The organism is Vibrio sp. Vb1026 (assembly GCF_033338745.1).
GTDB classification, from domain to species: Bacteria; Pseudomonadota; Gammaproteobacteria; order Enterobacterales; family Vibrionaceae; genus Vibrio; species Vibrio alginolyticus.
In genome coordinates this window covers 100,207-113,184 of record NZ_JAWOTH010000004.1, presented here as the reverse complement: position 1 = coordinate 113,184, position 12,978 = coordinate 100,207, and the positions used below count along the sequence as shown (strand labels likewise).

Sequence of the window (12,978 nt, the reverse complement as noted above, 5' to 3'; positions counted from 1 at the left end):
GCTGCTATGGATTTTCAACAACTTATCCTGAACAAGGAGCGACGCTGGCAACGTAACCTGATGGTTATGTCGATCGTGCTCGCTGTACTCTCTGCCATTCACTTGATGGTCGGAGAAATTTTTCTTTCTCCTTTTCAATCCTTATCTGCATTTGAACAGAAGTTATTGGTGGACTTGCGTTTACCGAGGTTAGTGTCTGCGGCAATTATTGGTGCTGCGTTAGCGGTATCTGGCGCGACGTTACAAGTGTTGCTTGGGAACGTGTTGGCTGAACCTGGCGTGCTTGGTATCTCTGGTGGCGCAAGCTTAGCAATGGTCTTAATCATGTTCGCGTCACCTGTTCTTCCTACCCCGATTGTTTTTATGTTGGCAGCGATTGCTGGCTCGATGGTATTCACGTTTGTTTTGGTGGCGATAGCAAGGGCAATGCACCTGACGACGGCTCGATTGCTTTTGGTTGGGGTCGCATTGGGTATTTTATCGAGCGCGATTGTGACGTGGGCATTTTACTTTAGTGATGATCTCAGTTTACGCCAACTGATGTATTGGTTAATGGGCAGTATTGGCGGTGCAAGTTGGTATCAACATACCGTTACTTTGGTGATGTTACCGGTGCTTATCTGGTTATGTTGTAAAGGCAAGTCGCTTGATAAATTGATGCTGGGTGAGATTCATGCGACCCAATTGGGTGTCGATGTGCATCAAATGCGTTGGAAATTGATCCTCGCCATTTCTGTTTTGGTGGGTAGTTCAGTCGCTTTGGGTGGCATCATCAGTTTTGTTGGTTTGGTGGTGCCGCACTTGTTGCGTTTGGCTTTTGGTACGGAAAACCGTTATTTATTGCCACTTTCTGCAATATCTGGTGCTGCGTTGCTTGTATTTGCTGACATCGGCGCAAGACTGTTATTGGACTCCGCAGAGTTACCTTTAGGTGTCATGACAACATCGATTGGCGCACCTATTTTCATCTGGATGCTGGTGAAGAGTCATGATGCACGTTAAACATATGTCGGTTGGTAGTCGATTATTGCCTCTTTCTTTTGAATGCAAAGCTGGCGAAATCGTACATATCGTTGGGCCTAATGGTTCCGGTAAGAGTACTTTATTGGCTGCGATTTCTGGTACGTTAAGTCACCGAGACGGTATGAGTGGTGAAGTGTACGTTGGCAACAAAAACTTGCTTACTTTACCGTTGTCAGAGCAAGCTCATGTTCGAGGTTATTTGTGTCAGCAATCGCGCCCAGCGTTTAATGTTGATGTGTTTCAGTATCTCGCTTTATCTCTGCCAAGTGGTGCTGAGATTGCGGATATCAAAGTGCGTGATGCCGTCAATATGGTGGTGGAGCTGGTACAACTGCAAGATAAGCTTCATCGCAGTATTCAAACATTATCCGGTGGTGAGTGGCAGCGTGTCCGATTAGCAGGTGTATGTTTGCAGGTGTGGCGTACCATTAATCCTTTTTCGCAGTTTTTAATTTTGGATGAGCCAGCAGCACCGTTAGATATTGCGCAAGAGGGTCTGCTCTATCAATTGATTAACGCTATGGCGGCGCAGGGAATTGGAGTATTGGTTGCTAATCACGATCTCAATCGCACATTAAAGCACGCAGATAAAGTATTGCTGCTTAACAACGGTGTGCTGCACTCATCAGGAAGTGCCGATACTGTGCTAACGGAAGAAGCTCTCGGGGAAGTGTTCAATACTCAAGTCAAAAAGGTCATCGTAGATGAGCAACCTTATTTAATCTTTGATTAGTATTTAGGGACAATAAAAAAACGACCTACTTGAGGTCGTTTTTTTAATCGAGAAAGCCAAACTCAACGCTTACTGAGTTAGCGGTTTTAGATCTGCTGGGCGGTAGTAAACAGATTTGAGTACTTTGCCTTTACGAATGGTTTTACCTTCCGATACGAAATCTTCGGCGCATTTCGCGATGATGTATTCACCTTTCTGCACCGCCATCAACTTGATGCCTTGTTCTGCGTAGAATGCTTCTGTTTCTGAGTACTCTTGCTCGTTACGGCATACTTTGCTCATGTTGCTTGAGTGCACTTCATCCCAGCAAGGAATAAATTCAATACCACGGTTTACTGCAACGTTTAATAGAAGATCAATTAAGTAGCTGATCGCTAGGTTGTCTTCTACTTTGCTGTGGCCAAGATGAACGAGACGGCCCATTAATACATACACGCTGTCTACGATGGCATCTGCTTGCTCAGTTTTACAATCTGCTTCTGCTAGCTCTGTTAGCTCTTCGATCGCCAAAGAGGTGTGTAGTGTGTCTGCTTGCGTATCAAGGCTTGCAGCGTCTGCGACTGGTAAGTCGAACGTACTACGGAACTCGGTGATATCACGGTATAAGTGATCAAAAATCTCTTGGGTTAGCTTTGACAGTTGCATTCTAATTTCCATTGAATCGATTGAAGCGGCAATGATACCAAACCGCACTTTGAACCCCAAGGGCATTGCATCTAACTGGTGATAAATCTGCCTTTGGGAATGGTGGTGCTTAACGAAATAGGTAAGGGAACAGCTTTTTACGTTCTTCCTCTGAGAGGGAGGAAACACGAGCGATGTTTGTATCGGGAATGGATTCAGGATCAGGATAGTGTTTTAGTACCTTTTCCATACTCTCTTCGCGAATCAAATGGAAGATCGGGTAAGGAGAACGATTGGTCAGGTTTTCGTCGTCTTCAGGCTTTGCGCCGCCAAAACAGTAATCAGGATGGAAAGTCGCTACTTGGAAAATACCTTCCCAGTTTTGCTGCTTAATTAATCCTTCAACCCAATCTATGCAAAAGTTGTAGTCCCAGAAATCTTGTAGCATGTTGGGAACCACAACCAACGTGGTCTCAAGTTGTTCGGGCTCTGTGTTACTCAGCTCAATCAGTTGCAATAAAATATCTTCAAGAAGCGTTTCTTCTTGAGTCGCTTCACTAACAAAGATTTTGATTTGTTTATTACGTTGCGGCTTGGCAGCAAACGGACAAAGGTTGAGACCGATTACTACATCGTTGAGCCATTGATCGACCTGTTGAGTGATCGCTTCGATATCTGTGTTTTGTGTTGAACGCGTTGACATACGACTTTCTGGTTTTTTATTAAAGTAGCGCAAGCATAGCAGAGTTGGTTATCCAAGTAACCAGAGAGGTATTACGCAAGTGAGCGTACCTTAGCTACTCTTTAAACTCGCAGCGTCAGGTGTTTGGTCAGTGTGCTTTCTTTCGGCAATGTGTTTCAAATACGCAATCGCAGCAAACATCGCTAGGTAGACTGCGCTTCCCCCCATAAGAACACTCGACCAACCACCATGCTGCCAACAGTAAAGAAGTAAGAATCCTCCTAAGCTACCGCCTACGTAGTAGTGTACTAAGTAGAGCGCTGTCGCGGTGGCTTTGGCGCGAGTGGCGTTCTGACCGACCCAACCGTAGGCGAGGGTATGAGTAAAGAAGGCACCAAAACTTATCAGCAACAACCCAAATAGCATTGCAGTCAAGCTTTCAACCGCCGCAATCCACATCCCCGTCATGCTCACTATCGCGCCTAAGAACATACCGAGGATTGATGAATAACGTTTACTCCAGTGGCCTGCGCAACGAGAGGAGAAAGTCCCTCCCAAGTAACAAATAAAGATCAGTGAGGCCAACCCGACGGGCACATTGTGAGGTTCACTCACCAGACGGAACCCCATGACGGAGTAAAGGTTGACGAACAAAGCAAAGTTGAGTCCTCCTATCAGCATCGCGAACCACACGCGTTGGTTTTTAAAATGACCAATAAGCGCACGATTTTGATGGCGCAAGCTGCTTGATGACGGGGTGAAGTTGCGCTGTGTTGGCAATAAATAGTGAACGCCAATGACACCAAGAAGAGTGAACACCATCATAACTTCAATGGCGACATCAACACTGAAATTGTCCGTCAATAAGCCGCCGCTAATACGCCCTGCAATACCGCCTAATGAGTTAGCCGCAATGTACGTTCCAATTGCCATCGAGAAAGCGTGCTTGTCGAGCTCTTCTGCCATGTAAGCCACGGCGACCGCAGCAAAAGCGGCGAGCGCGACACCGATCAGTGCTCGACATACCACCAAAAACAGAAATGAGTCACCAAACAGCATCAAAGCGGAAAGGGTAGGAATCGAAAACAGACCAGCCATCATGACTGGCTTTCGTCCCACTGATTCTGACAACACAGCCATCGGAACGAGGCTAAAAGAGAGAGCGAGTGTTGAGGCCGCAAATAACCAGTTCACTTGCGTTTCTGAGATCGTGAAAATTTGGGCAAAAGTGGGCAGCATTGGCTGTAGTAGGTATAAATTTGAAAAAACTAAGAAGGAACCAAGCGCTAGCGAGAGCGTAATGCGTTTGTATTCCGGTGTGCCAAAACTGACCATGAATCCTGCCTAATGTGAGCAAATGGAGAGACTGTGATCAATCTATCAGTTCGTTGTAAATTAAAAAAATATATTAAAAATATGGACACCATATATTTTTGATCTAATGGAATCGAAACAACTTAAACATTTTCTGGCGGTCGCTGAACATGGAAGTATTACCCATGCGGCGAAAGCCCTGCATATTGCCCAGCCCGCATTAAGCATTTCTATCAAAAAGTTTGAGCAGTCTTTGGGTGTTACCCTATTTCGCCGTGATGATAAAAAAATCAGCTTAACGAAAGAGGGCGAAACGCTACTTGTACATGCCAAGCGGGTGATTCAACAGTTGCACGACGCGCAGCTCGCGATTGATGAGTTGAAAGGTTTAGCGAAAGGCGAAGTAAGGCTCGGAACGCCATCAATGATGGGCAGTTATTTCTTTCCACGAATTGTGATGGCGTTTAAAAGCCAGTTCCCGGAGTTAAAATTGACCTTGGTCGAAGCTGGGACTCAATCGATTCGTCGTATGCTGCTCAATGGTCAACTCGATATCGGTGTGATCAGTTGTGATAACGTGCCTGATGACCTAGAAACTGACCATTTGTTTACTAGCCAAATGGTCGCAGTTGTTTCACCTGAGCATGAGTTAGCCCAGCGAGAATCTCTTACTTTTGATGAGTTCTTTGAACACGATTTGGTTATGTTTCAGCATGGCTATTTTCACCGTGAATTTTTGGATCAGGTGAGTGAGGAGCATGGGTTTACCATGAAGTCATCATTCGAAACCAACTTACTGCCTTTGATTTTGAGTATTGTGAAACAAGAGTTTGCGATTACCGCGTTACTGGAATTGGTGACCCAACATGAGTCAGGCGTTGTTGGCGTGCCGTTTGAACCACCAGTGACGCTGGATCTGGCACTTGCTTGGCGCAAGCAGGGGTATTTATCAATAGCAGATCGAACGTTTATCGACTTTATCAAGCGCTACGTTTAAACGCAGCGCAGATTCATTGTTCGAGCACTAGTCGCCTTTGTACATCTTCTCGAAGTTCTTTGGGTTCCAGCCAATCATTACCCGATCACCAATTTTTAAAACTGGCACTGAACGAGCACCAAGCGCATCAAGTTCTTTGCGACCGCGTTGCATCTTAGCATTGCACAAACGATAGTTAATATTTTTCGAATCCAGATAACGTTGAGCATCTTTGCAGTGAGGGCATTTGTCTTTGACGTAAAGGACGACACGTTTCATTGAGTTTCTCTCCATTATCATTGGGAGGCGAAGTTTAACGACCTTTCACCATAAATGAAAGGCGAAAGCTAAGGTGAAACTGTCCTTTATCTCAGGTATATTGAGCGCCTTTATTTTGTCATAACAGACGTTAATTCTATGCATCCGTCACTTCGATACATTCAAGGCTACCCACAAAACATCGTAGAGCAGGTGAGCTCATTGATAGCGAGTGGCAAGTTTGTTCCTTGGTTCGAAAAGCGTTATCCCGATAGGCACCAAATCAAAAGCGAAAGGGCGCTCTATGAGTACGCCATGGCAATCAAAAACCGCTACATGAAGAAAGCCGCGCCAATCAGTAAAGTTGTCTACGATAAGAAAATTCACGCGGTAAACAACGCGCTTGGTTTGCACAGTGTAATCAGTAGAAACCATGGCGGTAAGCTGAAGTCGAAAAACGAGATTCGCATTGCCAATGTATTTAAGGATGCGCCCGAGCCACTATTAAGAATGCTGGTGGTACATGAGTTGGCGCATACTCGTGAGAAAAACCACGACAAGGCGTTCTATCAGCTATGTTGCTATATGGAGCCTGAGTATCACCAACTCGAATTTGATGCTCGTTTGTTTATGATTTACCTCGATTTAAAAGCGAATTTGAATGAAGAACAATAATCACAACGCGAAGCAAGCAAAGCCAAAGACTTCAATGGCGGGTCAGAATAAAGACGCGAATAAAGCCAAGCCGAAGCGTGTTAAAGACAAAGTTGCGCGCAAATCCTCGCAGCCTGCAGGAAAGAGCGAAGTCGAGTTCATAAAAATAGCGAAGAATGGTTTGCATGAGCGTAATGTTCATCGAGGTCGTTACGATTTCAAAAAACTCGTGGAAAGTGAACCACAGTTAAAGCCATTCGTTATCAAAAATCCGAAAGGGGAAGACTCCATAAACTTTTCTGATCCTAATGCTGTTAAAATGCTCAATAAAGCATTGCTTGCTGCGTATTATGGTATCGAGTTCTGGGACATTCCCGACACCTACCTTTGCCCGCCGATTCCGGGCCGCGCTGATTACATTCACCGAGTGGCAGAGCTACTTGATGGTGAAGCAAAAGGTCAGTACGCGCACCAAAAAGTGAAAGCGTTGGACATTGGCGTGGGAGCAAACTGTATTTATCCGATTGTTGGTGTAACAAAATACGGTTGGCACTATACGGGCAGCGATGTCGATCCAAAATCCATCCAATCGGCTCAAACGATCGTAGAGCACAATCGTGTTTTGACGGGAAAAATTGCACTGGTACAGCAATACAATGATGCCAATATTTATCGAGGTATCATTCAACCGAATGATCGTTATGATGTGACGACATGTAATCCGCCATTCCACCGTTCGGCGGAAGATGCCGCTATGGGCAGCCAGCGTAAAATCGATAATCTAAAAGCAAACCAGCGCAAGAAAGGGCTAAAACCTCAAACCGCACCAGTAAAGACAAGTAAGCCTGCGTTGAATTTTGGCGGTCAAAACGCTGAATTGTGGTGTGAAGGCGGAGAAGCGGCGTTTATCCGAAAAATGGCGAATGAAAGCCAAGCTTTTGCCGCGCAGGTTTTGTGGTTTACAACACTCATATCCAAAAAAGACAACGTTCGCCCGATGCGCAAGCAGCTTGAAAAATTGGGTGTGAAAGCCATTCGTGTGGTTGAAATGAGCCAAGGACAGAAAGTGAGCCGCTTTGTAGCTTGGTCATACATGGATAAGCAACAGCGCAAAGCATGGATTGAACTAAAGTAACGTTGACCGTTTCACACTGAACAATAAAGTAGGAAGCCCGCTGATATCAGCGGGCTTCTCTTTTGGGAGATCTAAAACTTAATGATGGGCTCACAATCTAGTGAACTGAGAGAGACAAAAGTATCTGTTTTGGCATAGTACAAGCCACAGGTTTCACCTCTTATCTGCAACGTATATTGGTCTGGAAGATCCGTATAGCTGCCATCCAACAGTTGATTGTTGTTCCCTTTTACTCGTCCTTTTTCAATCAACAAATGCGGTGAGGATTCAAATACGTTATTTGCGATTCTAGGTGCTGGTGTCCCTTGGATTTCTGCGATCGCGTTTTGAATCTCTATGACTGTTTCCGGAGAGTTCTTTTTACTCAATGCTTCAACGGGTTCTTGTGACATAGCTTGGCATCCTATCAAAGAAATCGAAGTGCCTAAGAAAAGCGCAACCCGAATCAGCATTCGTAAAAAGTTAGTTGATCTCAACATGAATTGCCTCTGTTCGTAGCGGAGAGCGAAGATCGCTTAACTCCGGAGATGAAATGTTACGCGGCATGGCGTTGAAACTTGAAGGGGATACTGGCGGACAGGTTCCTGTTTCCATGTAGTTTAGCGCCGCAGAAAGCATACCTTCAGACGGATCGCCTAACGGTTTTGTTAGGTCGTCATTGACCCAGCAACCTTCCACTCTATTGTTTAAGCCTAGCTCGGTATTGATTTGGCTCTTTGGAGTAGGAATAAAACCATCAGCGAAGTCGCCAAATTTTTTCTCGTTCGCCGACTTGAACTGAATAGTGTAGTACATAGTGCCGCAGTTTTGTTCTGGTGAGAACCCATACGGTTTACCTGTGGTTGTTGAGCCTATTTGGATAACCTCCACATCAATGCCGCGTAAAGCGTTGATTAGCAGTTCACTAGAGGAAGCCGTGCCTCCTGAAGTCAGCACATATACGCGCTTTTTGTTCAGTGTCGGAAGCACTTGGTCCGAATATTTCTGTGCTGCCCAGTCTATTGCTATATTTGTAAAGCGATAGATGTTATCCCCATCTTTAATGGTACGCATCACTTTGTCATTGTGAATCAACTCACTGAAGACTCGGTTCTGACCAGCACCGCTTAGCATGTAGCCTACTTGCGAGGACTGAAGGACTAAGCCACCGCCGTTGTAACGTAAATCAACGACGATCTCGTCAACATTCTCTGCTGAGAGCGTACTGAACGCCTCAATAAGCGGGGCTTGAGCGCTTGGTTCAAAGGAGTTGTATTGCAGATAGCCGATCCGCATACCATTTTGTGTAATCACTTTGGCATTTTTAACTGGAGAGGTCATGACATCAGAGGCGGTAAGCGTCACGGTTTTCTCTAGACCGTCAACACTCTCAAATGTGAAGGTGTAATCTTGATTGATGTCAGGGTTAAAGAGCGTTTTGTTGATAAAATCAATGTCGGACTGACTACCGGTGTTAACCACATCAATATTATTGATTTTCAGAAGCTTATCACCACGAGCAATGCCGCTTCTATCAGCTGGCGAGGCTTCTTCAGTGTAGGAAATACGAACGTCTCGAGGTTGTACGCCACGTAGGAATGCCCAGTTAAAACCAAATCCAGCAACTAAACCGGATTGCGATGATTTCATATCATCCTCATAAGGGACGGTAAAATGGAAGCGATCTTTTGGTTTACCCGTCGCGGTAGTAGCAGAGGTGACCAGCGTATTGAAGTAATCAGTAACAGTTTTGTAGTTTGCTGGATTATTATCAGGAACCTCGTCATACCATAGATACGTTTCGTTAGTAAAAGCTCTTAAAAAGAGTTTTTCGTGTAATGCAGAGCCCAATTTATCTGGATAGGCGGCATAGTTGTCATATGGGTCCAGTCCGACGCGGGGCGTTTCACATTGGTTGATAAACGTTTTCGACGATTGGCTAAAATCATGAACTTTCCATGTTGGACCGTTTGCACTGCTAGTGGACGGAGTAGGTGATGAGCTATCACCGCCGCCACCGCCACAGCCTTGTAATAATGCGAGAGTGACTGCCGTTGCTAAAGAATACTTAAATTTCACTTTTCTATGTCCTTATAAATAATAGAATTATAATTATGTGTTTTGCTTTTGTTTTTATTAGCTAGGTGAATGTATTAATTTAATTTGTTCGTCTGCAAATTTATAGTTAAATAGTGTGAGGTAAATAACGTAAAAAAGTTGTCTTTTATCCTTAAGCTAAATTAGTCATTACTTAAGTTTTCTGTCTATTTCAAAAGATCTAACAAGACAATTAATAAGTGTGAAATTAAGACAAGTTCTTAGTTGACTAAGCGATGCTTGCTAAATCAGAATTAGATTCAGGAAACGCTTTGAATCAATAGTTTGGTAGGGATATATGATGTTATCAGGGGTTTGTTTGATTTATTTGTCTGATGATTTAACTTAATTTAGTGAGTTGAGCGACGTGCTTTAATAGGCTTCCGTCAATGTTAGGTAAATCATCAGCGAAAAATATCTGAGAACCAGGAGTGCAGCGCATTAATATATTTGTTAGTTCACCTTCATTGTTGGAAGTGTTAACTGCGTTAAGTTTCGCTAATTTATTACAAAGCTCGTCCTCTATTTGCACTTTCTGCTCTTCGGTGAGCCTAATGCGACCTATACATACGCCTGGGTTGATATCATGAGAAAGCGAATCTTGTTGAAATCGCTCTTTGAATAAGGTGTCTAATGCCGTACCTTCTTTCATAATAAATCGACGACCAGAACGGTAAAACAAGCCGTCTCCGAAGTTTTCGACATATCCTAGAATTTCCGCGATACGCAAATAGAATCGTAAGCTTGTATCAGAAAGTCCGTAAGTTTGGGCTATCTCTTGCGGTTTAATATCACGAGAAGTCAGCATATAAATAAAATCAAGTAAATAAGGATGCTCAACGAAAAGGTCGCTCTCTTCATCTGTTAGCATTTGCTCGTTTTGGTGCTGAAGCTCGTTGGCTAAGGTTGCGAGTTCGACGAGATCGGTATTCAGGTAGTTCAGATAAATAAGTACTTTATCCAAACCTAAAGCTGGATTATGTAGGTGGCGTTTAATACTAGATAAAGGGATGCCACTTTTCTCTGACAAGGAATTGTAGCAAAGCCCTTCTTCTTTAATCTTTTGTCGTAGCGCTGCGAGTAAAAACTTTGGTCCAACATTCATCCTTGAACATCACCTTATTCGTTATTCCGTTTACTGGCTGATATTTTGCCTTTCAAGCAGCAGGTTTCGAATCGCTGTGCCCGCTTCTAGAATGTGTTTTTTCAGCAGGTACTTGGCGCCTTCGATATCGCGATTTTGGCACATTTCAAACAAGCTTAAGTGCTCTTCTTCTGCCTTTTTAATGCCTGTAGTAAACAATAGCTGCATGCGTATGTATCGGTCACACTTTGTGTTCAGGTTGTAAATGACGTCCATAGTTTCAGGCATGTTGGCTGGCGCATATAGGGCTTTGTGGAACTCGTAGTTGTAGTTGCTCCATTCTTCTACTTCGTCGCCACTGTTCACTACTGACTCGAAACGTTCACGAACTTCGCGCGCGCGTTCAAGGTCAGCGTCTGTCATATTTTGAATCGCGCGCTCTAAAATGTGGCATTCCACGACAGCGCGCAGTTCAAATAGCTCATTGATTTTCTCTGGAGATAGCTCAGTGACCGTCGCACCTTTGTGAGGTTCAAAGCTAACGAGTCCTTGTGCTTCCAATTGAACTAACGCTTCACGCACAGGAATTCGGCTAACATTAAACTCTTTTGCTAACGCATCTTGACGTAAAGGTTGACCAGTTTTTAACTCGCCCTTCAAGATCTGAGTTCGAATTGCTTCCTCAACGAGCTGAGTGCGCGTTTTAAAAACAGGTTTCTGTGACATTGAAGTCTCCCGTGAAATTAATATTGTATCCAATCCATTTTACTTTAGTAGTTTATTGTTTTTCTGGCACAAACCAACTAGGAAAGAAGGTTTTGAGAAGTAGAGTGAAATAAAAGGCATCAGTTGATGCCTTTTTGAGCCATTTGGTGGGCTTATTGGGACACACTGCCATCTATGGCGCGTTGAATACCCAGTGGGTTCGACGCTTTTAATGAATCCGGCAATAAAGATTCTGGTAAAGCTTGATAAGCGACCGGACGCAACCAACGATGAATAGCCTCCGCACCGACAGATGTTGAGGCAGAATTGGTTGAAGCCGGATAGGGTCCACCATGAACCATAGCGTAACCAACCTCGACGCCAGTTGGCCAACCGTTGAATACAATGCGTCCGGCGATTTCTTCCAAACTTGGAAGCAGTTGCTTGGCTTGTTCTTCGTCTTCAGCGGTAGCGTGAAGGGTTGCGGTGAGCGATCCAGTCAGTGAATCACTCAGTTTCAACATGTCATCGAAATCTTCACAGATTACGATTAACGATTGAGGACCAAATATTTCTTCCTCCCATTGCGGGTTTTCACGCCAGTTTTTACTGTCCGTCACGAACAGTGCTGGTGAGACATTGGTCGCTTCTGCTTGTTCAGAACGAGTGACGTTAATGCCTGTTTCGGAAGCTCGCTTATCCACTTCGGATTCATACGTTTCTCGGATTCCTTGCGTTAGCAAAGTGGCCGTTGATTGTTGTCGAATTAACCCTTGAGCGATTTCGATAAAGGCTTGCGTTTCTGGGCTATTCAAGACAAATACAACGCCTGGTTTTGTACAAAATTGTCCACAGCCCAAAGTCATAGAAGCCACAAACTCTTCAGCCAATGAGGCGTTTGCTCGTATGGCTGAAGGGAGAATAAATGTTGGGTTAATCGCCCCTAGTTCACCATAGAAGGGGATTGGCTCTGGTCTTTGCTGAGCTAGATTGAACAGCGCACGGCCACCACCGACGGAGCCTGTAAACCCAACCCCTTTAATTTTTGGATGGGTAACGAGTGCTTGGCCAAGTGCGCGTTTGTTGCCTTGCAATAGCGTGAAGATGGCTTGCGGTAAGCACTCTTTCTCCAGTGCAGCCTCAATACACTCTGCAACAAGTTGACTGGTGCCAGGGTGGGCGGTATGGCCTTTTACAATCACAGGACAGCCAGCTGCCAGTGCCGAAGCCGTATCACCACCTGCCGTAGAAAATGCGAGCGGAAAATTAGACGCACCAAACACGGCTACAGGGCCAATTGCGATTTGTTGACGGCGAATATCTGGTTTTGGCAGTGGTTGACGGTTTGGGTTTGGCGTATCGAAAATTGCTTGATGGTGATTACCCGATCTCACAACCTCGGCAAATAGTCTTAATTGGCTCGCGGTACGTCCTATTTCACCGCTTAAACGTGCTTCGGGAAGGGCAGTTTCTAAATGAGCACGAGCAACGATTTCTTCACTCTTCACTTCCAATTCAGAGGCGATAGAACAAAGTAAGCTCGCTCGTTTTGCATTGCTTAGTTGGCGAAACTCACGCGCTACGCTTTGGGCGGCTGAGGAGGCTTGATTAACTTCTTGCTCTCCATGTACCGGAAACGCTATAGGTAGAGGCTCACCAGTAAAGGCGTTGACTGCGTAAAAAGTGGTTGGTTCTTGTGGGTTCATCATTCTTC

Annotated in this window: 14 protein-coding genes; 5 read left to right on the top strand and 9 right to left on the bottom strand. The window is 44.7% G+C overall.

The window, feature by feature from the left end:
• Positions 1-6: 6 nt before the first annotated feature.
• Together btuC and btuD are read left to right on the top strand one after the other, a co-directional pair.
• Complete coding sequence (btuC, locus tag R7E47_RS08890) at positions 7-1,002, top strand: vitamin B12 ABC transporter permease BtuC (protein ID WP_042521936.1); 996 nt, start codon at positions 7-9, stop codon at positions 1,000-1,002.
• Positions 989-1,756 carry a vitamin B12 ABC transporter ATP-binding protein BtuD gene (gene btuD, locus R7E47_RS08885; protein WP_017820884.1) on the top strand — a complete coding sequence of 256 codons (768 nt, stop codon included), beginning with the start codon at positions 989-991 and terminating at the stop codon, positions 1,754-1,756. The genes btuC and btuD overlap by 14 nt, the downstream gene beginning before the upstream one ends.
• 69 nt (positions 1,757-1,825) lie before the next feature.
• Here the strand turns inward: btuD and R7E47_RS08880 are convergent, their stop codons facing one another.
• The 3 genes from R7E47_RS08880 to R7E47_RS08870 all read right to left on the bottom strand — a co-directional run bounded on the left by R7E47_RS08880 (position 1,826) and on the right by R7E47_RS08870 (position 4,397).
• A complete protein-coding gene (locus R7E47_RS08880; protein WP_005377875.1) occupies positions 1,826-2,401 on the bottom strand; it encodes a nucleoside triphosphate pyrophosphohydrolase family protein in 576 nt (191 codons plus the stop codon).
• A gap of 109 nt (positions 2,402-2,510) precedes the next feature.
• Entirely contained in the window at positions 2,511-3,083 is a 573-nt protein-coding gene (locus tag R7E47_RS08875) for a DUF1415 domain-containing protein (RefSeq protein ID WP_005377874.1), read from the bottom strand.
• A 90-nt stretch (positions 3,084-3,173) separates the two neighbouring features.
• Complete coding sequence (locus R7E47_RS08870; protein ID WP_206953240.1) at positions 3,174-4,397, bottom strand: MFS transporter; 1,224 nt, start codon at positions 4,395-4,397, stop codon at positions 3,174-3,176.
• A 106-nt stretch (positions 4,398-4,503) separates the two neighbouring features.
• On the opposite strand from R7E47_RS08870, the gene R7E47_RS08865 reads away from it, so the two are divergent.
• The gene (locus tag R7E47_RS08865) at positions 4,504-5,373 is read left to right on the top strand and encodes a LysR family transcriptional regulator (protein WP_318084129.1); all 870 of its coding nucleotides are present in this window, start codon (positions 4,504-4,506) and stop codon (positions 5,371-5,373) included.
• A 27-nt stretch (positions 5,374-5,400) separates the two neighbouring features.
• Here R7E47_RS08865 and R7E47_RS08860 read toward each other — a convergent pair whose 3' ends face one another.
• Positions 5,401-5,631, bottom strand: a complete 231-nt coding sequence (locus R7E47_RS08860) for a glutaredoxin family protein (RefSeq protein WP_005377871.1) — start codon at positions 5,629-5,631, stop codon at positions 5,401-5,403.
• Positions 5,632-5,769: 138 nt separating this feature from the next.
• On the opposite strand from R7E47_RS08860, the gene R7E47_RS08855 reads away from it, so the two are divergent.
• Positions 5,770-6,285 carry a M48 family metallopeptidase gene (locus R7E47_RS08855; RefSeq protein ID WP_005377870.1) on the top strand — a complete coding sequence of 172 codons (516 nt, stop codon included), beginning with the start codon at positions 5,770-5,772 and terminating at the stop codon, positions 6,283-6,285.
• Complete coding sequence (rlmF, locus tag R7E47_RS08850) at positions 6,272-7,399, top strand: 23S rRNA (adenine(1618)-N(6))-methyltransferase RlmF (protein ID WP_186584317.1); 1,128 nt, start codon at positions 6,272-6,274, stop codon at positions 7,397-7,399. The genes R7E47_RS08855 and rlmF overlap by 14 nt, the downstream gene beginning before the upstream one ends.
• Before the next feature lie 71 nt (positions 7,400-7,470).
• Here the strand turns inward: rlmF and R7E47_RS08845 are convergent, their stop codons facing one another.
• From R7E47_RS08845 to R7E47_RS08825, 5 genes are all read right to left on the bottom strand, one after another.
• Positions 7,471-7,791, bottom strand: a complete 321-nt coding sequence (locus tag R7E47_RS08845; RefSeq protein ID WP_005397755.1) for a hypothetical protein — start codon at positions 7,789-7,791, stop codon at positions 7,471-7,473.
• A gap of 70 nt (positions 7,792-7,861) precedes the next feature.
• Positions 7,862-9,457, bottom strand: a complete 1,596-nt coding sequence (locus R7E47_RS08840; RefSeq protein ID WP_205460920.1) for a S41 family peptidase — start codon at positions 9,455-9,457, stop codon at positions 7,862-7,864.
• Between the two features lie 358 nt (positions 9,458-9,815).
• Complete coding sequence (locus R7E47_RS08835; RefSeq protein WP_054866062.1) at positions 9,816-10,580, bottom strand: hypothetical protein; 765 nt, start codon at positions 10,578-10,580, stop codon at positions 9,816-9,818.
• 30 nt (positions 10,581-10,610) lie between these two features.
• Complete coding sequence (locus R7E47_RS08830) at positions 10,611-11,285, bottom strand: GntR family transcriptional regulator (protein ID WP_005377862.1); 675 nt, start codon at positions 11,283-11,285, stop codon at positions 10,611-10,613.
• A gap of 152 nt (positions 11,286-11,437) precedes the next feature.
• On the bottom strand, positions 11,438-12,970 hold the full coding sequence (locus R7E47_RS08825) for an aldehyde dehydrogenase (NADP(+)) (RefSeq protein ID WP_205460921.1): 1,533 nt from the start codon (positions 12,968-12,970) through the stop codon (positions 11,438-11,440).
• Between the last annotated feature and the right edge of the window lie 8 nt (positions 12,971-12,978).

Excerpts from the sequence above, each read along its gene's own strand:
- btuC (WP_042521936.1), top strand. The coding sequence starts at position 7 with ATGGATTTTCAACAACTTATCCTGAACAAGGAGCGACGCTGGCAACGT.
- btuD (WP_017820884.1), top strand. The coding sequence starts at position 989 with ATGATGCACGTTAAACATATGTCGGTTGGTAGTCGATTATTGCCTCTT.
- R7E47_RS08880 (WP_005377875.1), bottom strand. The coding sequence starts at position 2,401 with ATGCAACTGTCAAAGCTAACCCAAGAGATTTTTGATCACTTATACCGT.
- R7E47_RS08875 (WP_005377874.1), bottom strand. The coding sequence starts at position 3,083 with ATGTCAACGCGTTCAACACAAAACACAGATATCGAAGCGATCACTCAA.
- R7E47_RS08870 (WP_206953240.1), bottom strand. The coding sequence starts at position 4,397 with ATGGTCAGTTTTGGCACACCGGAATACAAACGCATTACGCTCTCGCTA.
- R7E47_RS08865 (WP_318084129.1), top strand. The coding sequence starts at position 4,504 with ATGGAATCGAAACAACTTAAACATTTTCTGGCGGTCGCTGAACATGGA.
- R7E47_RS08860 (WP_005377871.1), bottom strand. The coding sequence starts at position 5,631 with ATGAAACGTGTCGTCCTTTACGTCAAAGACAAATGCCCTCACTGCAAA.
- R7E47_RS08855 (WP_005377870.1), top strand. The coding sequence starts at position 5,770 with ATGCATCCGTCACTTCGATACATTCAAGGCTACCCACAAAACATCGTA.
- rlmF (WP_186584317.1), top strand. The coding sequence starts at position 6,272 with ATGAAGAACAATAATCACAACGCGAAGCAAGCAAAGCCAAAGACTTCA.
- R7E47_RS08845 (WP_005397755.1), bottom strand. The coding sequence starts at position 7,791 with ATGTCACAAGAACCCGTTGAAGCATTGAGTAAAAAGAACTCTCCGGAA.
- R7E47_RS08835 (WP_054866062.1), bottom strand. The coding sequence starts at position 10,580 with ATGAATGTTGGACCAAAGTTTTTACTCGCAGCGCTACGACAAAAGATT.
- R7E47_RS08830 (WP_005377862.1), bottom strand. The coding sequence starts at position 11,285 with ATGTCACAGAAACCTGTTTTTAAAACGCGCACTCAGCTCGTTGAGGAA.
- R7E47_RS08825 (WP_205460921.1), bottom strand. The coding sequence starts at position 12,970 with ATGAACCCACAAGAACCAACCACTTTTTACGCAGTCAACGCCTTTACT.